Consider the following 23,925-nt stretch of genomic DNA (forward strand, 5'->3'; position numbering starts at 1 on the left):
TGATTATCTTAACGCTCCATGAAGAAAGGAAACAGAATACCTTTCGACTTAATTTTAAATCCACAAATAGATCCTTATGAAAACACTACCGTTAATACTTTTATTGAGCCTTGTTTTTAGTTGCAACAGCTCTGCCCAAAAGAAAGATAAGGCTACCCAAAAAACAAAAGAATTTAAAGTTTCAAAAACTGATGCCGAATGGAAGGCCAAACTCACCGCAGAACAATATCACGTCCTCAGACAGGCAGGTACCGAACGGGCATTCTCCAGTCCGTTGAATGATAATCACGAGGTTGGAACCTATGTTTGCGCGGCGTGCAAAACCCCATTGTATAAAAGTGAGCACAAATTTGATTCAGGGACTGGCTGGCCAAGTTTTGATCGCGTTATTGAAGGCAATGTCGCCTTTTCTACCGATAAAAAATTGGGCTATATGCGTAACGAAGAGCACTGTGCCACCTGTGGTGGCCATTTAGGTCATGTATTTGATGATGGCCCAAGAAAAACCACGGGGAAACGTCATTGTATCAATGGAGCAGCTTTGGAATTTGTTCCCTCCAATAAGTAAAATTTCAATATTTTAAATTCCAAACTCCAACTGGTTGTTAATGTCAATTGGGATTTGGGATTTATAATTCAATAAAACACCAAGGGAGACGACATTTTCTTGACGATATATAATCAAATCACAGTCAAGAGTTTTTGTGTCCATAATTTCTAGTAGTTACGACAGGTTTTAGGGAACACATAACCCAAATCACTTCTACTATTTAGGACTTCAATATTCAACCTTACAGCCTATGCCCTCGCAACAAAGACCATTTACAAACAATTCTTAATAACTATTCCCATATTTGGATTTGGTAATTTGCGATTTGAAATTTACTTTTTGTAACTTCGTAGCTTCTAATCACGATTAAAAAATTCTCATGAGTAAATACGATATCATTGTTCTTGGAAGTGGTCCTGGTGGCTACGTAACTGCTATTAGAGCATCACAATTAGGTTTCAAAACTGCAATTATTGAAAAAGAAAGTCTTGGTGGCGTTTGTTTAAATTGGGGTTGTATCCCAACTAAAGCCTTGCTAAAATCGGCCGAAGTTTTCGAATATCTTAAACATGCTGAAAATTATGGTCTTTCTGTAAAGGAAGCCGACAAAGACTTTACCGCCGTTGTAAAACGCAGTCGCGATGTGGCAGGAGGCATGAGCAAAGGTGTTCAGTTTTTGCTAAAGAAAAATAAAATTGATGTCATTGAAGGTTTTGGGAAACTTAAACCGGGAAAGAAAGTTGACGTTGACGGAAAGGAATATAGTGCTGACCATATCATCATTGCTACAGGAGCACGATCAAGAGAATTGCCAAGCTTAAAGCAGGATGGCAAGAAAGTGATCGGCTACAGAGAAGCCATGGTCTTAAAAGAGCAGCCTAAAAAGATGATTGTAGTAGGTTCTGGCGCTATTGGCGTAGAGTTTGCTTATTTCTACAATTCTATGGGCACGGATGTGACCATTGTCGAATTTTTACCAAATGTTGTTCCGGTTGAAGATGAAGAAGTTTCGAAACAATTGGAAAAATCATTCAAGAAAAGTGGCATTAAAATCATGACGTCTTCTGAAGTGACCAAAGTAGATACTTCTGGAAAAGGTGTTGTGGCCACTGTGAAAACAGCAAAAGGCGAAGAAACGATTGAAGCAGACATACTTCTTTCTGCGGTTGGAATCAAATCGAACATTGAAAACATTGGTTTGGAAGATGTAGGCATTGCAGTTGGCAGGGATAAGATTTTAGTCAACAATTACTACCAAACCAACATCCCAGGATACTATGCCATTGGTGACGTTGTTGAAGGACAGGCTTTGGCCCACGTTGCTTCCGCAGAAGGCATTTTATGTGTGGAAAAAATTGCAGGTCAGAATGTCGAGCCTTTAGATTACGGAAATATTCCTGGATGTACTTATGCTACTCCTGAAATTGCAAGTGTCGGAATGACTGAAAAACAAGCTAAAGAAAAAGGTTACGATATAAAAGTTGGTAAATTTCCATTCTCTGCATCAGGTAAAGCGAGTGCGTCTGGTGCTACGGAAGGTTTTGTAAAAGTAATTTTTGACGCCAAATACGGCGAATGGTTGGGCTGTCACATGATTGGTGCTGGTGTAACTGATATGATTGCTGAAGCGGTTCTAGGACGTAAATTGGAAACTACAGGACATGAGGTTTTGAAAACTGTACATCCGCATCCAACGATGAGTGAAGCGGTCATGGAAGCTGTTGCTGCGGCTTATGGGGAAGTGATTCACTTGTAAGATCCCCTCCTAACCTCCCCGAAGGGGAGGAACTGATACTCATAAAATTAAAAAGCGATTCAAAATTTGAATCGCTTTTTTTATTGGAATTTTACTTAAAGTTTAAGTCCCAATCCAAAAAACAAGCCATTTGGAGCTAATTCGTCAAAACCTAAAGCAAATTTGACGTGGGCATCCAACGACTGCGTAATGTCATAACTTGAACTGATATCGGCACCAATCTTCAGTTTATTTGTAAAAAAATCGAAGAAATAATTCACACTGGGTCCGGCCATTAAGTGCAATCTATTGGCCACTTCATATTTCGCATAGATAGGGACATTCAGAAAATTGAAATCGCCCACCGATATATAGAGTACCTCAGGTTGAATGGTCAAAAAGTGATCAATTGGAATTTCCACAAAGACCCCACCATAATACCCGGTTTCAGAGGTTGAGTAAAAACCTAAATCCTTTTGATCCACAGTGAAAAACGTCTTGTTCAATCCGCCTTTTATACCAAATCTATTCTCAAGATCCTGGGCATTGACAACTAAGGAAAAGCCTATAAAAAGTAGGACTAAAATACGTCGGTTAAAATTCATATCTCATCATTTAAAAAACTCTGGATGGCCAATTCGTAACTCTGCAATCCAAAACCAACGATTACACCTTTGGTATGTGGTGCAATAAAGGATTGGTGTCTAAAATCTTCGCGGGCAAAAGTGTTTGAAATGTGAACTTCAACAACTGGTGTTTTGATCGCCCTTACGGCATCTCCAATGCCCACAGAAGTATGTGTATAGGCAGCAGCATTCAAGATGATGCCATCATAACTAAAACCCATCTCTTGAATTTTAGAAATCAGTTCGCCTTCAATATTCGATTGAAAGTGGTCGATTTCAAGCTTGGGATATTTTGATTTTATGGCATCTAAAAACTCAACTAAGGTGAGACTTCCGTAAACATCCGGTTCTCTCGAGCCCAATAAGTTCAAATTTGGGCCATTGATGATGATGATTTTTTTCATAAGATAAAAGTATTAAAAATAAAGACATAAAAAAACCACCAAGTATTTTGGTGGTTTTTAAAAGATAAGATAATGTGGTTTAAACTTAAAGCTTAAACAACAATCCAAATTGTGCTGTGTCAAAGAAGTTATTAAACACGTTGATGTTTCCGTTAAAACCAGACACGGCTTTACCACCATCTACTTTAGCCGAAGAATAAGACAATACATCAGCAAGGCCAAATGAGATAGCAATCTTCTCAGTGACGAAATAATTGATTCCTAAATTAAGACCTGCGCCAAAACCATCGGCTTTAATATCGTTGATTTTATCTTTACTGGACACATAACCTAATCCTAATTCTGTATAGGTTTTAAATCGTTTACCTAAATCCAGGAAGTAATAACGGGCAAAAACGCCAGCTCCAAAGGATTTATTATCGTTAGTATCAGTTCCTGCTACTTCTCTTGTGGAAGAGCTAAAGGCGCCCTCTACTCCAACGGCAAAATCTTCAGTTATAAAATATCCGACTTTAGGACTAATAGAGAATCCACTAGTTTTCGTGTCCGTATTTTTGTTATTTGTACTGTTAAAACCAAGACCACCTTCAAGCATTATGTCACCTTCCTCAAAACCATAAGTAGTTTCAATTTCTTGTGCATTCACATTTGATAATCCGAAAACTGCAAATGCAGCCATAAACATTAATTTTTTCATTTTGTTAATTTTAAGTTCTTATTAAATTTGAGAGCGCGAAAATACGCCTAAGGTTATTTCAAAAAAAATTAAAGACCCTGTATTTACTAAGGTTTTCATCTATTTTAGGCGTATAAAAAACCGAAGCTTTTGACTTCGGTTTCTATATTATTGATTGTGATTGAGTTGTCCTTAAAATGAGAATCCAACTCCAAATTGCCAAACAGAGTTTTTAATATCTCTATCTGAAATAAATGGGGCATCATCCTTAATCATACTTGTCAAACCAAGATTATACCTCGCAGACAGTGACACTCCATTGTCAAATTTGTAGCCAGCGCCTAAAGCTAAATTAGTATCAAAGTTTTTTATTACGGAATCATCAGGATCGAACTCGATTTCTCCTCCGGTAGAACCCGATTCGTAGTCAACTTTTTCTTTAGCCTTAAAACCAAACTGTGGTCCTGCCTCTGCATACAAGCCTTTGACGATATAAACTTTAGCCATTAAAGGAACTTGGATATAATCCAACTTATAGTCTGCCTGATCACTTATTGAAAAGCCTTGACTTGAATACAACACTTCAGGTTGAAACGAAAAACGCTCACTTAATGGAATTTCCGTAAACAATCCCAGATGAAAACTTGTTCTTGAATCGAGATCACCAACGTCATCTCCGGTAATCGTCGCAAGATTAACCCCTCCTTTTACACCAAATTGAATGGTAGAGTCATCTGATTGTGCATAAATGGTTGTGGCGCTAAAAAGCCCTATCATTGTAACTAAAAATAAATTTTTCATAAGATTTGTTTTTAAATTTAACTTCAAAGATAAGTAGCCATCCCCTTACGTTTTTCAAGATTAACAGAGTTTAACGGCGATCAGTTTTTTTTAACATTTCTTTATATTCCTGAGTTTAGAACATAAAAAAACCGAAGGCTATGCTTCGGATTTTTCTTAAACATTTTATGATCTGGTTTAGAACATATAACCCAACCCTACTTGCAATGTATTGACTTTTCCTTTAACACCTGAGCTTTCAAATTCGCTACTGTTGCTTATTCTATTGGTCACCTCAAAACCATATCTTGCTTCCAAAAAGAAGTTCTGGGTTATTTTATAATTGGCCCCAAAAGTCAGGTCGATACCAAATGAATTAACACCTTTAGTTTTTTCTTCCAAACTAAGATTACCCTGAGGTCCAGCTATAATTCCGAATTCATCAGATACCATAAATTTAGCCAAAATTGGAATGTATAGGAAACTGGCTTCGTTTGCTTTGGCATATAAAATTTCAGGTTGCACATGAAATTTTTCCGAGATTCCAAAATCAGCAACACCGCCAACAAAGAAACCTGATTCATCACCAGAAACGGAACTTCTTTCAGCTGTTATCTTAGCGGAGATATTGGTATACCCTGCCATAAATCCGAATTGGGATTGGGATTGGGCATGAATGTTGGCCAATCCAAAAACTACAAAAGCAGCCAATACAATAAGTTTTTTCATTTTTTAAAATTTTAAGTTTAGATTAATTTGGGAGGACGAAAATAATTCAAAATTCAACATTAAGAAAACTAATATGTTGTCTTTTCGTGATACTATTATTTATTTCAATCATAAAAAAACCGAAGACTAAGCTTCGGATTTTTCTTAAACATTTTATGATTTGGTTTAGAACATATATCCTACACCTACATGTAATGTATTGAATCTACCTTTGACACCAAGCGAACTATCATTGACTCTATTGGTCAATTCAAATCCATATCTTGCTTCTAAAAAGAAATTTTGAGTAATCTTATAATTCCCACCAAAGGTAAGGTCCACACCTAATGAATTAACACCATTTGGCATATCTTCTAAAATTAAATTGGCTTGAGGTCCAGCTAAAATTCCAAATTCTTCTGACACCATATATTTAACCAAAACTGGAATGTACAAGAAATTGGATTCCGAGACATTTGCATAGAGTACTTCTGGTTGGATATGGAATTTTTCAGAAACAGTAAAGTCACCGACAACCCCAACAAAAAATCCAGATTCTGCTTGTGATGCAGATACGCCATCGTAAGAAGCTTTTTCGGAGATATTGGCATACCCTGCCATAACTCCAAATTGGGATTGAGCATTAACATTAGCCAATCCGAAAGCTGCAAAAGCAGCCATTAACATAAGTTTTTTCATTTTTTAAAATTTTAAGTTTAGATAAATTTGAGGGCGCTAAAATAATTCAATATTCATCATAAAAAAATTAATTTGATTTCTTTTATTGATGATTTCAACCGTTTTAATATTAATAAAAAAAATCGTCTAAAAATTTCTTTTTAGACGACTCTTTTTCTTAAGCATTTTATGATTTGATTAGAACCTGTAGCCCGCTCCTACAAAAAAACCACTTAACCTATTAGAATACCCACTCGGAGCATCTTTAAATAAATTAGCTATTCCAATATTGTATCTCGCTTCAACAAAAAATTCTTCTGTAATATCATAAGCTGCACCAGCCTCAATTCCGTAATTGAAAGAATTAATTCCCTCACCGGTATCTAGTAGAATACCTAATGCAGGACCTGCCAAAATATTAAATTGATCAGACACCATGAACTTTGCCATCAATGGAACTGAAATTTGGTTCAATTCATTGATAGCTACAAAAAGCACTTCCGGTTGAAATGCAAATTTTTCTGAAATTCCAACTTCAGCAAATACACCAGCATAAAAACCCGTTTCTGAGTACGTGGTACTACCACCTATAAAGTCACTACTTTCCGCAAACTTAACCTTGTTTGAGGCAAAATCAACGCCCGCTTTTACTCCGAAGCGAGTTTCTTGTGCATTGACTTGAGCCATTCCAAAAACTGCAACCGCAGCCAATAAAAATAATTTTTTCATAATTTTAAGTTTTAAAATTGATTATTACAAACTACGTGCTTTTATTTTAAATAAAGATTACACAAGCATGAGTTGTTAACAATTTTATTAACATAAAATATCTTAATCGCTGTTTTTAAGACGTTTACAGATTAACTTATAAACAATTTCCAGGGTTATTAGCCATGGATTCCGTCAAGATAGATTTCAGTTGTTCTATTATTTCTAAAACATATACCCTATTGACAGTTGAAAAACGCCATTTTTGAGGTCCACGTCAAGCTCGTTATCAGAAATATTTGATAATCCAAAATTATAGCGTGCGGCAAAATTCAAACCGCCGTCCAACATATAACCCAAACCTAGAAGCGCACTGAAATCGGTTTTCTTTACCAAGTCCTTAATATCCTCATTTTCTAATTTGGATGAAGTCAAAAATCCAATCTGCGGTCCGGCCTCAATGCTCAATCCGTTGACTACCCTAAACTTGGCAAGCACGGGAACATTGATATAATCCAATCTAAAATCGCCCAAATTAGAATCAGTTCCCTGCGCAGAGTATATCACTTCCGGTTGTATGGAAAATTTGTCTGTAACTCCAATATTGACAACGCCACCAACATGATAAGAGGTCATCCCTTTTGCATCTGCGGAATCATCCCCTGTAAAAGTTGCTAAGTTAACACCAGCCTTTAACCCAAAAGAAACCTCTTGAGCATTGCTAAAGTTGAATCCAAAAACTGCCACCGCAGCCATTAACATTAATTTTTTCATTTGTTATCTATTTTTTAGATTAATAATATTGACACTTTTTGATTATCGTCAAATATCCATCCTTCCCGACGGACTTATTAGCTTCTTTAGTGCTATTCTTATCGCAAAGCCCTGATTTAGGAATTTAAAAATATAATTAGGATGTGAAATTCTCTAAAACTGACCGATTTCATTTTATTATTTTATCCCGTTTTTACTTGTAATATAGTATCATTGTACTGCGAATCATAAAACTAATGATGCCTTAACTATAACTATATATTTAAAAAAACTATTGATGAAGTGGCACGATGCTTTAAAGGATTATGAACTGTATTTGAAGATTGAACGTGGTTTATCTCAAAATTCCATTGCCAATTATGCCTATGATATCAAAAAACTCATTGGCTTTTTGGAGCGACATGACATGATCATTTCTCCTATTGAGATTGACCACAGTGCCATACAACAATTTATATTTGAAATATCCAAAAATGTCAATGCCAGATCTCAAGCCAGAATTATTTCAGGTTTGCGAAGTTTCTTTGGCTATTTGGTCTTCGAGGATTATCGAAAAATTAATCCATTGGACCATATTGAATCGCCTAAAATTGGTCGTAAATTGCCTGATACGCTTAGTTTAGATGATATTAACAATCTGATTGGAGCCGTTGAACTCACCAGAGAATACAACGGCGTTAGAATTGGCGAACGCGATCGGACCATCTTGGAAACGCTTTATAGCTGTGGCTTGCGCGTTAGTGAATTGACCAATCTTAAAATTTCAGATCTTTTCTTTGACGAAGGGTTTATAAAGGTTACCGGAAAGGGCGACAAACAACGCTTTGTCCCAATTGGTACTTCTACGCAGAAGTATATTACGATTTATAAAGACGAAGTACGTTCAAAAATAAAGGTTCAAAAAGAATTTAAGGATACCCTATTTTTAAACCATAAGGGCAAACAGTTGACCAGAGCAATGATTTTTACCATTATTAAAAGGTTGGCTGAAAAAATAAATCTTAATAAAACCATTTCACCCCATACTTTTAGACATTCCTTTGCAACGCACTTGTTGGAAAACGGTGCCGATCTTCGGGCTATTCAACTGATGCTGGGACATGAAAGCATTACTACTACAGAAATCTATATGCATGTTGATAGGTCCCATTTAAAGGAGGTGCTCAACAAATTCCATCCAAGGCGTTAGTGTGCTTCATGTAGCTTTTTTAGGCAAGAATCATTGATGGGAGTTTCAGGTCATAACTTATCTACCCTAATTAGTTCCCAAAAATCGACATCCTTTTCCATCACATCCACAAGTCCGTATACTCTATTGTTTTGAAAATCAATAATCTTGGCTTTTCAAGACCCACTATTGAAAATAAATCAGCTTAATCTTGTCTATTGAAACTAATTCGCAGGAAAATTTTATTTTAAAAGTTATAAAAAATTTCTTAACTTTAAATGAATTCCCCTGATTATAGTTTTAAAATAGCATTTAAAATGTCAACTAAATTTACCCAAATCAATAGTTGGTTAACATTATAGCACGCTCTAAACTAAATCTAAAGATATGACTTCACTTAGATCAGGATTACCAAAACACAACTTAAACTCAACCTTCGTTGATGACCTTAAATGGCAGATAGCTTTAGAATATTCCGGTATAGGTATGTGGGAGTTTGATGCGGTCTTAAATCATGTTTATTTTTCAGAAGGCTCTAAAAAAATCCTTGGCGTGTCAGATCCATTTTTTGGGAATGACGTCAACGCATGGAACAATAGAGTCCACCCTGAAGACAAGGAGAAATACCTGCAGGACTTTCAAAATCACTTAAAAGGTCTAAAACCCATGTATGAAAATGAGCATCGCGTAAGATGTGAAGATGGTTCTTACAAATGGATACGTGATAGAGGCAAGATTGTAGAATGGGATTCAAACAATGTCCCAAAAAAAATCATCGGTACCCATACCGATATTACCACACAGAAACAACATGAGGAAGCTGTAAATGACGCCTTGAACATTGCTACTGAACACAACAATAAACTTAAAAACTTTGCCCACATTGTCACTCACAATCTCAAACAGCACACCGCAAATTTTGAGAGTTTATTGGATTTTTATGATGAGACCGATTCCTTTAAAGAAAAAGCAGAAATTGTACAACACTTAAGGACATTGTCGCATTCTTTAACAAAAACAATTGTCAATCTTAACGATGTGGTCCATGTGCAGAACAATAAATCTCATGAAGTCAGAAAAATATATATAGCAAAGGAAATCAACAACACCCTCGCCCTTCTTGATTTTGTCATAACAGAGAACAACGCAACAATACACAACAACATCAACCCAAAATTATTTCTGTATTATAACAGTTCCTATTTTGAAAGTATAATTCAAAACCTTCTATCCAATGCGATTAAATATAAGCATCCGGACAGGGATCCAGTTATCTCAATCGACTGTGTTTACGACAATCAAGAATTTAAACTCATTGTTTCAGATAACGGCATAGGTATAGATTTGGATAAATTTGGAAAGCATATTTTCGGATTGTACAAAACCTTTCACCAAAATAGCGATTCTGAAGGTGTGGGTCTCTATTTAATAAAAAATCAAATAGAAAGTTTTGGAGGTCGCATTACCGTAGATAGTCAAGTCGATAAAGGTACTTGTTTTACGATTCACGCTAAAAACAAAAGAGCTTAGCATGGTAGCTAAGCTCTTTTCTGTTATTTTATTTATTTATTTATTTCGCAATATTCACGGCTCTAGTTTCGCGGATAACGGTCACTTTGACCTGTCCAGGATAAGTCATATCTGTTTGGATTTTTTGTGAAATCTCAAAAGACAGATTAGCCGCTTGCTCATCAGAAACGCGATCGCTTTCTACCATTACCCTCAATTCACGCCCTGCTTGAATAGCATAAGCTTTATTAACACCGTTAAACCCAAACGCCACATCTTCCAAATCTTTTAAACGTTGGATGTAAGAATCCAAAACCTGACGTCTTGCGCCTGGTCTTGCTCCAGAGATGGCATCACATACTTGAATAATTGGCGCCAATAAGGTGGTCATTTCAATTTCATCGTGATGCGCGCCAATAGCGTTGCATACTTCTGGTTTTTCACCGTATTTCTCAGCCCATTGCATACCTAAGATAGCGTGAGGCGTTTCTATATCAGATTCAGAATCAGGCACTTTTCCAATATCATGGAGTAATCCGGCACGTTTTGCAATTTTCGGATTTAATCCTAATTCCGCGGCCATTACCCCACAAAGTTTCGCAACCTCACGTGAATGCTGTAATAAGTTTTGACCGTAAGAAGAACGGTACTTCATTCGCCCCACCAATTTGATCAATTCCGGATGCAATCCATGAATTCCTAAATCGATGACCGTTCGTTTTCCAACCTCAATGATCTCCTGCTCTATTTGTTTCTGTGTCTTCTGAACTACCTCTTCAATTTTAGCAGGATGGATTCTTCCATCGGTAACTAACTTGTGAAGTGACAAACGCGCTACTTCACGTCTTACAGAATCAAAACAGGATAAAATGATAGCTTCCGGTGTGTCGTCAACAATAATTTCAACGCCAGTTGCGGCTTCGATGGCGCGAATGTTTCGTCCTTCACGTCCAATGATACGCCCTTTAACATCATCAGATTCGATATTAAATACCGAAACACAATTGTCAATGGCTTCTTCCGTACCAATCCGCTGGATGGTGTTGATAATAATTTTCTTAGCTTCCTGTTGTGCCGTGAGTTTGGCTTCTTCAACAGTTTCTTGAATATAAGCCATGGCATCAGACTTGGCTTCATTTCTAAGGGATTCTATAAGTTGAGATTTGGCTTCCTCTGCAGATAAGGCGGAAATAACCTCAAGTTGCCTGATTTGGCTCTTATGCGCTTTATCAACTTCTTCTTTCTTTTTCTCCAAAAACTCCAGTCGGAAATCATAATCCTTGACCTTCTCCTCTATTTCTTGGGTTAGCTTCTTATTTTTAGACAGCTCATTGGACACTTGAGATTCTTTATCCCGTGTTCTTTTTTCAGCCTCTGCCAATTTTTTATCACGAGCAAGAATGATTTTCTCATGCTCTGATTTTAGTTCAATAAATTTCTCCTTTGCTTGTAGAAGTTTATCTTTTTTGATGGACTCTCCTTCGGCATTAGCCTGTCTTAAAATAGCGCTTGATTCTTCTTTTGCATTTTTTATAATTTTTGAAGCATTGTTCTTTTCAAGTGCTTTTGCTACAATATATCCCAGCAATATGCCTAATGCTGAGCAACTCACAATTATTAAAATTGTATCCGTTTCCATGTTTAGTTTAGTTTAAAAAATTTGAAATAATTCAAATATCCCGTTTTAAGCGGAATCAGTTCAACCAAACAGCGCATCCAAAAGAGGTGCCGTTTAGCCAAAAAAAAAGCCTACATCAGTTTCGAATTTTGTATAAACCCCTTAAAAACAAGTTTAGGGCTAACAAGCTGATCAAAAATCTGCTCAAAGGCAGCTCGATTTTACAACTTAAACTCACCCTTTTTAAAGAATTAACGTTGAGTTTATCAAAAAAAATAACTAATGTAGGCAGTAACCTATTTATTTAAAAGAACGTTAAGAGCTTAAATGTGAATGAAGAAGATCGTTTAAAGCGGTTAATCTATTGGTGACATCTTCACTAACATGGTCTATATCTATCGTTTTTTGTTCCACTTGGGAGGCAAACTGTAAGGCGCACATGGCCAATACATCTTGTTTGTCCCTAACGGAATAATTTTGCTCAAATTGACTGATCATAGATTCAATTTTCTTAGCGGCTTTTCGCAATCCTTCTTCCTGTCCAGGTGCAATTGTCAATGGATACACTCTGTTTGCTATGGAAAGCTTAATTTTTAGCTGTTCTGACATTAAATCCTATACTTACATTATTGAGATAATTGTGCTATACAATGATCTATATCTTTTATTAATGTATTTATTTTGAGCTTTGTCTCTCGTTTGTTTTCATCACTGCCCAGCATCGAATTTGCAATTTTAAGAGCTTCATATTTTTCAATCCAAGAGGATAATTCTTCTTGCTGCTGAATAATTTTCTGTTGATAACCGACCAATTCTTCGGAAAGCTTCGCATTGGTTTGTTTCAAAACCTCTTGTTTATGCAAAACTTTGCTGATTTTATTCTCTAAAGAATCAACAATATCTTCAACTTTACTCATTTACGAATTTCAATACTGATGAAACAAAGTTAACATACATAAACAAAAATCACAATTGTTTTATCATAAATTTTAAAAAAATAAGTTATAAGTGAGATAAAGCGCCCTAAGTACTTCAAATTCATAGGACTCATTAAATTGAAAACCACAAAAACAAATGCCACAATATCCGTATAATTAATAATCTAAACTGCTTTTAGAACTTGTAACTTTAAGTCCCCATATCTTTAGGCACTTTAAGTACTTTTTAATATTTTTAGCCCTTCAAATATCGCTATGAAATTTCTTTTTGTTTCCCTCTTTTTAACCACTTTTGCTTTTTCTCAAGTGGACTACCCAACTGACTATTTCAGAAGCCCGTTGGATATTCCCATAATTCCTTCCGGTACTTTCGCAGAATTACGTACCAATCATTTTCATGCCGGATTGGATATAAAGACCCAACAAAGAGAAGGTCTGAATATCTATACAATTGCTGAAGGTTATATAAGTCGTATAAAAGTATCACATTACGGCTATGGAAAAGTCATCTATATTACCCATCCTAACGGTTACACGAGTGTTTATGGCCACTTGTCAAGTTATGCACCCACTATTGAGGCCTATGTAAAGGCGAAACAGTACGAGCAGGAATCCTATGAAGTTGAAATGTTCCCTGCTGTTGATGAATTGAAAGTCAATGCCGATGAGATAATCGCCTATTCCGGGAACACAGGCAGTTCTGGCGGACCGCATTTACATTTTGAAATCCGCGATCAACAAGAACGCACCATTAATCCTTTACTTTTCGGTTTAGAAGTGCAGGACAAGAAAACGCCTTTCGTTTCGGGTATTTATGCCTACACCAAAGACGACAACTCCTTTATAAATGGTAAAAGGGGACGCGTAGAATTACGTCTCATCCCCAATAGAAATAAAGATTATAACGTAGAAAGCATTAATGCTTACGGCACCATCGGATTTGGCGTTATCAGTTATGATCAACAAGATTTGGCGGTCAATCAAAATGGCATCAATGGGTTGCAGACCTTTTTTAACGGCCATAAAAAGTTTGAAATGGATTTCAACCGATTTTCATTCAGTGAGACGCGACATATCAATAGATTTCTTGATTACGAACTCTATAAAACGAAAAGAAAGAGAGTGCAAAAACTTTTCGTGGAAAAAGAAAATGTATTGAGTCTTTATAATGATCTTGACAATGATGGTTATGTGAAAGTCGCAGACAGTACCGCTTCGGTTTATAAAATTAGAATTACCGATTTTCATGGCAACGAATCTTGGGTGACGATTCCAATAAATGGAAAGAAGACCTCAAAACCACCTGTACCCATTGACACCAAGGCCAAAACTTATATTTTTGCAGAACAGCCTACCAATCTCAACGAAAAAAATGTCAATGTTTTTATCCCTGCCAATAGTTTTTATGAAGATGCATTTATTGATTTTAAGGTAAGCAATGACACCATTTATCTCCATAAAGATATTATCCCTCTTCAAAAAAATGTGACCCTGCAATATGATGTCAGTAATTATAAAGACTCAGAAATAGACAAGCTCTACATTGCAGAGCTTATAGGAAGCAGAAGATACCCAAGTTATCTCAATACAAAACGAGGTGAAAATAAGATATTGACAGCATCTTCGAATGCTTTAGGAACTTATGCCCTGGTCATGGATACCCAAGGCCCAAAAATTTCTGCTGTCAATTTTCAGGACAAAAAATGGCTGAGCAATTACCGCTATCTTAAATTCAAAATCACAGATGATCTTTCAGGAATCAGCAATTACAGGGCTACCGTCAACGGTAAATGGATTTTAATGGAGTATGAATATAAAACCAACACCTTGACCTTTGATTTTAATGATAATGTGATCAATGATACTGAAAACGAATTGAAACTCATTGTAACTGATAATGTTGGAAATAGTTCTACATTTGAAGCAACATTTTTTAGAAAATAAAACACCAACCCTTTGAAACTATATTTTCAGCTTTTACGCTTCATTTTTGTGATTTTACCTTTTTTAGGATGGTCCCAAACCGCGACTATTAAAGGAATTATTTTGGATGATGCCAACCTCCCCGTTTCCAATGTCAGCATTAAATCTGGCGACACTGGAACGACCTCCAATGAAAACGGTTTTTACGAACTAAAAATACCAATACACAGCGATGTTTCTGTTGAATTTACACACATTTCATATAAACGTGTTGTAGCAATATTCAAACTTAAAAATGGACAGACCGTAGAATTTAATCCTGTGATGAATTTAAATGTTGAGCAAATTGCAACAGTAGTTATTCATGGCAATCAGCGACAATCTGTGGAAGGTGTGACCACAATTCCCCCAGCCCTGATCCGTACCATTAAAGGCGCACAGCCAGGGGTGGAAAATATTTTAAAAACCTTGCCAGGCGTCAATATTTCCAATGAATTAAGTACCCAATATTCAGTGAGAGGAGGGAATTTTGATGAAAACTTGGTGTATGTCAATGAAATTGAGGTCTACAGACCTTTCCTAGTACGAGCGGGCCAACAAGAAGGCTTAAGTTTTGTCAATACCGATTTGGTACAGAACGTCGATTTTTCAGCGGGCGGATTTCAAGCGAAGTATGGTGATAAGCTATCGTCTGTCTTGGACATCATTTACAGAAACCCTATCAAATTTGGCATCAATGCAGACCTCTCCTTATTAGGTGGCAGCCTTTCTGCGGAAGCGGTATCAAAAGACTCCAAATTGTCAGGGATTATCGGTTTACGCTATAGAGACAATAGCTTGGTGTTGAACTCCTTAGAGACTGAAGGCAACGTAACGCCTGTATTTGCAGATGTCCAGACCTATTTGACCTATAAGTTTACAGATAAGCTCCATGTCAATTTTTTAGGAAACATTTCAAGCAACAAATACAATTTTCAACCACAAAACAGACAGACAAATTTCGGGACTTTAGCGGATCCGATGGCCTTATTGGTATATTATGAGGGTCAGGAAAAAGATGCCTACAACACCTATTTTGGAGCTTTTAAAGCTAATTATTTTGCCAGCGAAGACTTGACCTTAAAGTTGATTGCTTCTACTTACCATACTACGGAAGAGGAATATTTCGATATTCTGGCGCAATACCGTTTGGGTGAGGTGAACAGTAATATTGGTGATGAAAACTTAGGTGAAGTTGAATTTAGCGAAGGGATTGGTTCCCAACTCACCCACGCCAGAAATGATTTGGATGCCCTCATTACGACCATTGAGCATAAAGGCGATTATCAGTTGGATGACAACACTTTTGAATGGTCCCTGAAATATACACATGAAGATATCCGGGACCGCTTGGTGGAGTGGGAAGTGATTGATTCGGCAGGATTTTCTATTAATCCACCAAAATTAGATGTCTTCAATGACCAACCTTATCAACCTTACCAAGGCCCTTTAGTAGCTTTTCAAAACATTAGAGCTACCAATTATGTTCAAATTGATCGATTTCAAGCTTACGCACAATGGAGCAAGCGTTCAGAATTGGGCAATCATGAAGTGTTTTATAATCTTGGAGTCAGAGCCCATAATTGGACGGTAAATGGCACTGGCATTGAAAGTAAAACCCAAACCGTGTTTAGTCCTCGTGCACAGTTTGCCATCAAACCAGATTGGAATAAGGACATGCTTTTCAGAATTGCCGGTGGCGTGTATTACCAACCTCCTTTCTACAGAGAACTTAGAGATTCTTCTGGTGTCGTGAGACCAGATGTAAAGGCCCAAAAATCAATACATATCGTTCTGGGCAATGAATACAGTTTTAAAATGTGGGACCGACCTTTCAAGCTGGTTTCTGAAGCCTATTATAAAAACATGACCGATGTCAATCCGTACACTTTGGAGAATGTAAGAATTAGATATCGCGCTACCAATAATGCCAAGGCTTATGCTTACGGTGTGGATTTGAGATTGAATGGCGAATTTGTTCCAGGCACCGAATCATGGTTCAGTTTTGGCTATTTAAAAACTGAAGAGAATATTGAAAATCAAGGGTATATTGCGAGACCGACCGACCAACGTTTAAAATTCGGAGTGTTGTTTCAAGATTATGTACCCAACATTCCTGAGTTAAAAGTGTACTTGAATCTGGTTTATAATACAGGTGTTCCCGGAGGTTCTCCAAGTTATGCGGATCCTTATGAGTATCAAAATAGATTGCGTGATTATAAGCGGGCGGATGTCGGCTTTTCTTATGTGATTGTGGACGGCAACAAAACTTATAATGCCAAATGGAAAAATGTGTTTAAAGAGTTGACTATTGGCGTGGAGGTCTTTAATATGTTTGATGTTCAAAACTCAATCACCAATACTTGGGTCAGAGATGTGTATAGCAAACGCCAATATGCGATTCCAAATTATTTGAGTCCGAGGGTTTTTAATGTGCGGGTATCTATGAGGTTTTAAGGTTTCTTTTTCTCTCGATTTGAATATCTCGCAGAGGCGCAGAACTGTTAAAACCTATATTTTTTAGACCGCACCCAAATTGAATTCAAAATAAAATGAGTGAATATATGGTACAATCGGTGTCATCTGCGTTCTAACTAACGATCCGTTTTTCGCAACCAACCCAAAACATTAGAATCCCCAATAGTCCATTTGTCGTTTTTATATTGAAGTTTAAATTCTTCTCTCGAATCTTTCCCTACGTTTTGTTGCACCACCTCAATCGAGTTTTTGTTCACTTTTGAAATGATGGCCACATGTCCATATTGGTTAAAAATAGTACCGTCAAATATAATCAGATCGTTAACCTCGGGTTTCAATAAGCTACCGTTGGTGAACTGCACTAAATTTCTATCCTTATTTTTTTGGTTATCCTTCAATGCGGGATTGAAAAAATCTTTCGCATGACCGTAGCTATTGGGCATCTTATGATTTAAATGGTCGTGATAATAGCGTTTGACAAATTCCACACATTGCCATTTTAAGCCCAGATTATAACCATCTTTAGCTAAGTTCCGGCCAGATACGTTGCCAATGTTTTTATTATAAAGCACGTAAACATCATTAAAAACATCTAAGGTATCTCCTACTTTTTTTACTTTAAACTTTTTAGGTTTTGGTATTTCTTGAGTTTGTGAACCAGACATAGCCGACTGGGAATTGCTGTACTCTTTTTTACAGGACACCAACAACAAAAGGACGAGAATAAAACCGCTAATTTTCAACAAATTCTTTTAAGGTATCAATAACATAATCTACTTCCTCCTTCGTATTAAAATACGAAAACGAAAATCTTACGGAAGGTCTCATTAGGTTTTCAGTATTTAAAATCTCAGAAAGTACGTGCGAATTTTGATTGCTCCCACTTTGACAAGCAGAACCTTTAGAGCAGGCAATACCTTTTAAATCCAGTTGAAAATGGAGCATCCCTCCTTTTTCAGGCGCAACGGGTAGGCAGACATTAATCAAGGTATAGGTACTCTCCTCCAGATTTTCACAATTGCCATTAAACGCCATGTTTATAGAAAGGCTTTTTAATCGGTCAATGAAATAGGTTTTTAATTCTAAAATCTTTGACTGCTCTTTTTCTAAATTGGCATAACTCAATTTCAAAGCCTCCTCCATCCCAACAATATTATGGACGGATTCTGTACCAGCACGATAGCCACGCTCCTGCTCACCTCCAAAAATTGATGCCTTGATACCTGAACCTTTTCGGATAAAAGCAAAACCAATTCCTTTGGGGCCGTGGAACTTATGGCCACTTGCGGCTAAAAAGTCGATGGGAATGGCTTGCAGATCCAATTCATAGTGCCCAACGGATTGTACGGTATCACTATGAAATAAGCTGTCGTTGGCTTTACAAAGCTCTGCCACCTTTTTGAGATCCAATTTATTCCCAATTTCATTGTTGATGTGCATCAAACTGACTAGTTTTTTGTTTGATGATTTTAGAAGGCGTTCAAGATCATTTAAATCGATCATACCATTTTCAAGCAAGTTGACGTAGGAAACGGTGATATCAAATTTCTTTTGAAGATGCTCTACGGTATGTAAGACGGCATGATGCTCCAATTTGCTAGTGATAATTTCAGTAATACCCAAATCTCTAACGGCACTATGCAGAACCAAATTATCAGCCTCCGTACCTCCAGCGGTAAACACAATTTCTGAAGCACTGACATTGAAAAATGAAGCTATGGTTTTTCTAGACCTTTCCAACAAGGATTTTGCGGAACGCCCCATACTATGTGTGGATGATGCGTTGCCATATTGCGACCGCATGACCTCTGTCATACGCTCAATAACAGCATCGCGAATGGGAGTGGTTGCTGCATTGTCAAAATAAACCTGTTTCATGATAAAATCCTTTCGAATCACAAAAATACTCCAAATAAAATTATTATGAAGATGAGACGTTATAAATTCACAAATGGCGTATTTTTGCTTGCAAATTGATTGAAATGCAGAAAATAATTTACTTCTTAAGTTTATGTTTGTTGGTCACTGCCTGTAACGATGGTGACGTCATTGACGTGGAATTGGATTTTGACAGAACCTTATCGATATGTGATTTAAGTCCGGGGAATTACTTTTTATACGACACAAAAAACGATCCTTCGGAATCCTTGAGCTTGATATTTCCAAGAAACACTGCAACGGAACTCATTTTCAATCCTAAAGAAAATAATTACAGAGCCACTTTCCCCATTAACGGTACGAATTCAAAGTTCAATTATCGTACCTATGACGGAAATCCAGAAGATCTCCTGTGTAATTTATTACCTGATCCTATTACCAAAATCATCAATGATTATGCCGCCACGTCTGGTACGGTAACTACCATAACTACGTTTGTAGATGATGATGATGACGGTATCCCTGCACATATTGAAGACGCCAATTTAGATGGCGATAATGATCCATCCACAAATCCAACTGACTCTGACGGCGATGGCATACCGGATTATTTAGATCAAGATGACGATAATGACAATGTCTTGACCAAGAACGAAAAACATAACTACACCGAGGCTGATGGACTATCAAAAGCACAGGATACGGATGGCGATGGAATTCCTGATTATTTAGATGATGACGATGACGGCGATGGTGTTTTAACCCGTTTGGAAGACGAGAATGGAGATGGCAATCCGATGAATGACCGTGATGAAACTTCTCAAACTCCCAGTGTTCCAAGATACCTTAATAAAGACGCCATAGATAAGTATGACGATCCACAGATCAATAAAAACGTTTACAAACGTACAATCACTGTCAAATTTTATATCAACAATGTTAATTTAGATGTGATCAGTTTGACTGAAATTGATTTTGGTACGTACACTTATTCTATTATGATAGAAACTGAAATTGAACAGTAAATCCTTAGGTTTTCAATTATACCTGTTTCGTCATTACCCTATCAGTTATTAATTACGCATAGGGTTTTACGCATTCTGGAAAATATAGACTTCAGTCGCGCCGATGCCATACTTTTTAAAGTCGGCGTCATAATGTTTGACATTATCGTAGCGTGAAAAAAGTGTTTCCAATTCCATTTTTAATACCCCTTCACCAACGCCATGGATAAATACAATTTTTTGAATGCGTTTGCTAATCGCGAATTCCAACTGGCTTCGAGCGGTATCCAACTGAAGGTTCAACATATCATAATTGGATAAGTTGCGCTGATTCTCCGTTAATTTATGAATATGCAAGTCGACTTCCATTGCAGGTTGGTTCCGGTCTTTGGGTTTTACTTTTACAGATTTTCGCTTAGTATTCTGCTCTTTTTCTGAAAGTACATCACTAAAGGAATGATCAGAGAAAATACGGGATCTCAAAGAGTCCTTCCCGTCCATTTTTAGCAATTCATTCTCTTGAAAGTCTAAAAGAAACCCATCATTAGTTTCAATAAAAACCGTCTTTCCTTCAATTTTTGAAACCATTCCGGAAATGGCTTCATCCAATACAGTCACTTTATCTCCTATTTTTAAACTCATAGCTATTAGTCGTTATCAGAAGGTGTTTCTTCATCATTCTTACTCGGAATATTTCGTGAAATGCGATACACACCAATCATCAGAACCACTATGCCTCCAATTAACAGATATTGATTTTGATCCATTCCGGCTTTGGCGTAAATGGCAATAAATCCGCCAATAATTATTAATAACAGGTTAATTACTCTTGAAATACTCATAAGTTGATTGTTTATACAAGGAACTACGAAATTAATCATTTAGAATCAAAATCGTATTGGTTAGCCGCAAATCTAGGCTCAAAAATTTTATTTGATAATTCCTTTCTTTTTATACATTTGCCTATGACTTTTTTTAATCTTATCAAAGCAGAAGATTTTATGTTGCCATGTCTCAACAAGCAACTTTTTGGGATCGACTGTTTGGGATGTGGCATTCAGCGCGCGACTATTCTAGTCTTTAAAGGTGATTTTTTAATGGCTTTTAAAATGTATCCCGCCATATACACACTTTTTTTATTAACACTTTTTCTTATATTTAACCTGTTTATCAAATTCAAATATGATTATACCATTAAAATGGTCTTGATCTTTTTGAATGTAGGCATTGTAGTTATAAGCTATTTTATTAAAATCATCCACTAAAAACCAACCACATGGAAAAACAACAATTACCTAATGCAACACTCATTTTAGTTTTCGGAATTATATCCATAGTCACGTGCTGTTGCTATGGTATCATTGGTTTGCCTCTTGGCATTATCGCCTTGGTACTTGCCAATAAAGCGACCGCACTTTATGCTGCAAACCCAGAAATCTACACCGGATTTCAAAATGTAAAAACAGGAAAAATTCTTGCTATTATTGGTATCGTTTTAAATGGTATTTATTTAATTTATGCCATCTGGTTGTTCTCAACCGTAGGTATGGAAGGTATTCAAAACATCCAGGACGAGTTCATGAAAGGCCTCAATGACGGTTACGTAGAATAATGGTTCCCTTGAATTAAAAAAAGCGGCTAAAAATTAATTTAGTCGCTTTTTTTTATTCAAATACTCAGGCTTCTATAGTGTTCCTGCAATCATGGCAAATACCAAAATCAAAACATACAAGCTCATAATAACGATGGTAAATATTCCAACAAATTTATAATGCGATTTCAAGTTTGAAAATGCCGCGGTCAATTCATCATTATTATTAGATCTTAAAGCACCTTTCATTTTCCGTGAAAAATTGAAAAGATAGAGCACTGGAAAAAAGTAAAACAAAGCTATGACAACATAGATAAGCCCGAAATAAGACATGTCTACACCTAAGCCTGCATACGGATTTCCTCCTGGCATCATATTCATCATAAGACTAAAAAACAGTCCGCCAAGAATCATCAATCCAATCCCTATAAATCCTAAAATGGATAAAAAATAGGTCCACGTTGACGTTTCCTTTAAAAATCCCAAGATAGCTGGTGGAAGATTCAACTCAAAAGTTTCAAAAGCCGATTTTTCTTCCATAATTATGAGTTTGGTTCAAATTGTTTCAATGTTTTTATAATAATACCCACACATTCTAAAAGTTGCTGCTCGTTGATCACTAAAGGTGGAGCAAAACGAATGATATTCCCGTGGGTTGGTTTTGCCAAGAGTCCGTTGTCTCTCAGTGCCAGACAAATGTTCCATGCGGTATCACCCTCCTCACTGTCATTGATTACAATGGCGTTGAGCAATCCTTTCCCTCTCACCAATTTGGCAATAGCGCTTTTTTGGATGTAAGAATCCAATTCACTTCTAAAGATCCGACCTAATTTTTCAGCATTTTCAGCTAGGTTTTCTTCTTTAACAACTTCCAAAGCGGCAATAGCTACAGCTGCAGCAACAGGGTTTCCGCCAAATGTACTACCATGGTTTCCGGGTTGGATGACCTCCATTATTGAATCAGCTGCCAACACGGCGCTTACTGGATAGGCGCCTCCGCTCAAAGCTTTACCAAGAATCAAAATGTCAGGTTTCACATTTTCATGATCTACCGCCAAAAGCTTTCCGGTTCGGCCAATCCCTGTTTGAACTTCATCTGCCATAAACAAGACGTTGAACTTTTCGCACAATGCTTTCGCTTTTTCTAAATAGCCTTCACTTGGTACATAAACACCAGCTTCACCCTGAATAGGCTCCACCAAAAATCCTGCAACATTTGGATTATTCTCTAAGGTATGTTCCAATTCTTGCAAATTATCATACTCAATTTTTATAAAGCCTTCTGTAAATGGTCCAAAGTTTTTACGTGCAATGGGATCATTCGAAAATGAAATAATGGTCGTGGTCCTTCCGTGAAAATTATTTCTACAGACAATAATCTCCGCTTGGTGGTCCGCAATACCCTTAACTTCATAAGCCCATTTTCTGCAAATCTTAAGCGCTGTTTCTACAGCTTCTGCACCCGTATTCATGGGCAACACTTTGTCATACCCAAAATATCTTGTAGCATAAGCTTCAAATTTCCCCAAGACGTCATTGTAAAATGCCCGTGAGGTTAAAGTTAGGGTTTGTGCTTGAGTCACCATGGCATCCACAATTTTTGGATGGCAATGGCCTTGGTTGACAGCAGAATAAGCAGAAAGAAAATCATAATATTGTTTTCCTTCAACATCCCAAACATGCACACCTTCTCCTCTACTCAATACTACTGGAAGCGGATGGTAATTATGTGCACCATACTTGTTTTCTAAATCTATCGCTTGTTGCGAAGTTAATTGGTCTAAAACAGTCATTTTATAAAATTTTACAGTTTCATGTCTTCAATAGACACGGTTTGACATCATATAGTTTAGATGCAAACATTAATAATTAAAACTCGCTTGGCGAGTAAAATAACCATTCCTACTGTACCTTTATTCTTTCGAAATCCCGATAGCTATCAGGACGAAAAAGCAGCGTGAGAGAGAAATCATCCCTTAGGACTCGCAAATTAGCAAATATTTAAACCTCTTAAAAGTTTTTATGTCGATTTTACATTTTAATTTTAGATGTGTATTTACTTTTATTTAGACCTAAGAACATGCCTGAGACTACATCATCAACCTCTGATAATAAAAGGCATAAGGTTTAGATACAACAA

The 23,925-nt window shown here is 36.8% G+C and carries 26 protein-coding genes and 1 other RNA gene; 9 read left to right on the forward strand and 18 right to left on the reverse strand.

Annotated features, from left to right (window positions below; all coding sequences use genetic code 11):
• Positions 1-76 precede the first annotated feature (76 nt).
• A complete protein-coding gene (gene msrB, locus J4051_RS05430; protein WP_208232848.1) occupies positions 77-568 on the forward strand; it encodes a peptide-methionine (R)-S-oxide reductase MsrB in 492 nt (163 codons plus the stop codon).
• Positions 569-929: 361 nt separating this feature from the next.
• The gene (lpdA, locus tag J4051_RS05435) at positions 930-2,306 is read left to right on the forward strand and encodes a dihydrolipoyl dehydrogenase (RefSeq protein WP_208232849.1); all 1,377 of its coding nucleotides are present in this window, start codon (positions 930-932) and stop codon (positions 2,304-2,306) included.
• Between the two features lie 95 nt (positions 2,307-2,401).
• On the opposite strand, the gene J4051_RS05440 is transcribed toward lpdA, so the two are convergent.
• The 8 genes from J4051_RS05440 to J4051_RS05475 all read right to left on the reverse strand — a co-directional run bounded on the left by J4051_RS05440 (position 2,402) and on the right by J4051_RS05475 (position 7,639).
• Positions 2,402-2,890 carry a PorT family protein gene (locus J4051_RS05440; RefSeq protein WP_208232850.1) on the reverse strand — a complete coding sequence of 163 codons (489 nt, stop codon included), beginning with the start codon at positions 2,888-2,890 and terminating at the stop codon, positions 2,402-2,404.
• Positions 2,887-3,315 (reverse strand): type II 3-dehydroquinate dehydratase, encoded by a 429-nt coding sequence (gene aroQ / locus J4051_RS05445; protein WP_208232851.1) that lies wholly within the window; start codon positions 3,313-3,315, stop codon positions 2,887-2,889. The genes J4051_RS05440 and aroQ overlap by 4 nt, the downstream gene beginning before the upstream one ends.
• Positions 3,316-3,400: 85 nt before the next feature.
• Entirely contained in the window at positions 3,401-4,012 is a 612-nt protein-coding gene (locus J4051_RS05450; protein WP_208232852.1) for an outer membrane beta-barrel protein, read from the reverse strand.
• Between the two features lie 171 nt (positions 4,013-4,183).
• The gene (locus J4051_RS05455) at positions 4,184-4,792 is read right to left on the reverse strand and encodes a porin family protein (RefSeq protein WP_208232853.1); all 609 of its coding nucleotides are present in this window, start codon (positions 4,790-4,792) and stop codon (positions 4,184-4,186) included.
• Positions 4,793-4,969: 177 nt separating this feature from the next.
• Positions 4,970-5,500: an outer membrane beta-barrel protein gene (locus J4051_RS05460; RefSeq protein ID WP_208232854.1), complete on the reverse strand. Its 531-nt coding sequence runs from the start codon at positions 5,498-5,500 to the stop codon at positions 4,970-4,972.
• Positions 5,501-5,665: 165 nt separating this feature from the next.
• Positions 5,666-6,178, reverse strand: a complete 513-nt coding sequence (locus J4051_RS05465; RefSeq protein WP_208232855.1) for an outer membrane beta-barrel protein — start codon at positions 6,176-6,178, stop codon at positions 5,666-5,668.
• 177 nt (positions 6,179-6,355) lie between these two features.
• A complete protein-coding gene (locus J4051_RS05470) occupies positions 6,356-6,886 on the reverse strand; it encodes a porin family protein (protein WP_208232856.1) in 531 nt (176 codons plus the stop codon).
• Between the two features lie 204 nt (positions 6,887-7,090).
• On the reverse strand, positions 7,091-7,639 hold the full coding sequence (locus J4051_RS05475; protein ID WP_208232857.1) for a porin family protein: 549 nt from the start codon (positions 7,637-7,639) through the stop codon (positions 7,091-7,093).
• 277 nt (positions 7,640-7,916) lie between these two features.
• On the opposite strand from J4051_RS05475, the gene xerA reads away from it, so the two are divergent.
• Complete coding sequence (gene xerA / locus J4051_RS05480; protein WP_208232858.1) at positions 7,917-8,828, forward strand: site-specific tyrosine recombinase/integron integrase; 912 nt, start codon at positions 7,917-7,919, stop codon at positions 8,826-8,828.
• A 366-nt stretch (positions 8,829-9,194) separates the two neighbouring features.
• Entirely contained in the window at positions 9,195-10,337 is a 1,143-nt protein-coding gene (locus J4051_RS05485) for a sensor histidine kinase (RefSeq protein WP_208232859.1), read from the forward strand.
• 40 nt (positions 10,338-10,377) lie between these two features.
• On the opposite strand, the gene rny is transcribed toward J4051_RS05485, so the two are convergent.
• From rny to J4051_RS05505, 4 genes are all read right to left on the reverse strand, one after another.
• Positions 10,378-11,955, reverse strand: coding sequence for a ribonuclease Y (gene rny / locus J4051_RS05490; RefSeq protein WP_208232860.1), 1,578 nt, complete (start codon positions 11,953-11,955; stop codon positions 10,378-10,380).
• Positions 11,956-12,089: 134 nt separating this feature from the next.
• Positions 12,090-12,197, reverse strand: a non-coding RNA gene (gene ssrS, locus J4051_RS05495) — 6S RNA.
• A 52-nt stretch (positions 12,198-12,249) separates the two neighbouring features.
• Positions 12,250-12,543, reverse strand: coding sequence for a cell division protein ZapA (locus tag J4051_RS05500; RefSeq protein ID WP_208232861.1), 294 nt, complete (start codon positions 12,541-12,543; stop codon positions 12,250-12,252).
• A 17-nt stretch (positions 12,544-12,560) separates the two neighbouring features.
• Entirely contained in the window at positions 12,561-12,851 is a 291-nt protein-coding gene (locus J4051_RS05505; protein ID WP_208232862.1) for a hypothetical protein, read from the reverse strand.
• Between the two features lie 276 nt (positions 12,852-13,127).
• Between J4051_RS05505 and J4051_RS05510 the strand changes: the two genes are divergently transcribed.
• On the forward strand, positions 13,128-14,816 hold the full coding sequence (locus J4051_RS05510) for a M23 family metallopeptidase (RefSeq protein ID WP_208232863.1): 1,689 nt from the start codon (positions 13,128-13,130) through the stop codon (positions 14,814-14,816).
• Positions 14,817-14,828: 12 nt separating this feature from the next.
• The gene (locus tag J4051_RS05515) at positions 14,829-17,291 is read left to right on the forward strand and encodes a TonB-dependent receptor (RefSeq protein ID WP_208232864.1); all 2,463 of its coding nucleotides are present in this window, start codon (positions 14,829-14,831) and stop codon (positions 17,289-17,291) included.
• A gap of 137 nt (positions 17,292-17,428) precedes the next feature.
• Here the strand turns inward: J4051_RS05515 and J4051_RS05520 are convergent, their stop codons facing one another.
• Together J4051_RS05520 and J4051_RS05525 are read right to left on the reverse strand one after the other, a co-directional pair.
• Positions 17,429-18,055 (reverse strand): CHAP domain-containing protein, encoded by a 627-nt coding sequence (locus J4051_RS05520; protein ID WP_236027255.1) that lies wholly within the window; start codon positions 18,053-18,055, stop codon positions 17,429-17,431.
• Entirely contained in the window at positions 18,045-19,190 is a 1,146-nt protein-coding gene (locus J4051_RS05525) for a cysteine desulfurase family protein (RefSeq protein ID WP_208232865.1), read from the reverse strand. The genes J4051_RS05520 and J4051_RS05525 overlap by 11 nt, the downstream gene beginning before the upstream one ends.
• Before the next feature lie 104 nt (positions 19,191-19,294).
• Here J4051_RS05525 and J4051_RS05530 point away from each other — a divergent pair, with 104 nt between their 5' ends.
• Positions 19,295-20,215: a hypothetical protein gene (locus J4051_RS05530; protein ID WP_208232866.1), complete on the forward strand. Its 921-nt coding sequence runs from the start codon at positions 19,295-19,297 to the stop codon at positions 20,213-20,215.
• Between the two features lie 66 nt (positions 20,216-20,281).
• Here J4051_RS05530 and J4051_RS05535 read toward each other — a convergent pair whose 3' ends face one another.
• Together J4051_RS05535 and J4051_RS05540 are read right to left on the reverse strand one after the other, a co-directional pair.
• On the reverse strand, positions 20,282-20,836 hold the full coding sequence (locus tag J4051_RS05535; protein WP_208232867.1) for a Smr/MutS family protein: 555 nt from the start codon (positions 20,834-20,836) through the stop codon (positions 20,282-20,284).
• Between the two features lie 5 nt (positions 20,837-20,841).
• The gene (locus J4051_RS05540) at positions 20,842-21,036 is read right to left on the reverse strand and encodes a hypothetical protein (RefSeq protein WP_208233007.1); all 195 of its coding nucleotides are present in this window, start codon (positions 21,034-21,036) and stop codon (positions 20,842-20,844) included.
• Positions 21,037-21,159: 123 nt separating this feature from the next.
• Here J4051_RS05540 and J4051_RS05545 point away from each other — a divergent pair, with 123 nt between their 5' ends.
• Both J4051_RS05545 and J4051_RS05550 read left to right on the forward strand, forming a co-directional pair.
• Positions 21,160-21,459, forward strand: a complete 300-nt coding sequence (locus tag J4051_RS05545; protein WP_236027259.1) for a DUF2752 domain-containing protein — start codon at positions 21,160-21,162, stop codon at positions 21,457-21,459.
• Positions 21,460-21,470: 11 nt separating this feature from the next.
• Complete coding sequence (locus tag J4051_RS05550) at positions 21,471-21,806, forward strand: CCC motif membrane protein (RefSeq protein WP_208232868.1); 336 nt, start codon at positions 21,471-21,473, stop codon at positions 21,804-21,806.
• Positions 21,807-21,878: 72 nt separating this feature from the next.
• Here the strand turns inward: J4051_RS05550 and J4051_RS05555 are convergent, their stop codons facing one another.
• Together J4051_RS05555 and rocD are read right to left on the reverse strand one after the other, a co-directional pair.
• A complete protein-coding gene (locus J4051_RS05555; protein ID WP_208232869.1) occupies positions 21,879-22,325 on the reverse strand; it encodes a DUF5362 family protein in 447 nt (148 codons plus the stop codon).
• Positions 22,326-22,327: 2 nt separating this feature from the next.
• Positions 22,328-23,578, reverse strand: coding sequence for an ornithine--oxo-acid transaminase (rocD, locus tag J4051_RS05560; RefSeq protein WP_208232870.1), 1,251 nt, complete (start codon positions 23,576-23,578; stop codon positions 22,328-22,330).
• Positions 23,579-23,925: the final 347 nt, after the last annotated feature.

It is taken from the genome of Gelidibacter pelagius (assembly GCF_017581925.1).
In the GTDB taxonomy this organism is placed as follows: domain Bacteria; phylum Bacteroidota; class Bacteroidia; order Flavobacteriales; family Flavobacteriaceae; genus Gelidibacter; species Gelidibacter pelagius.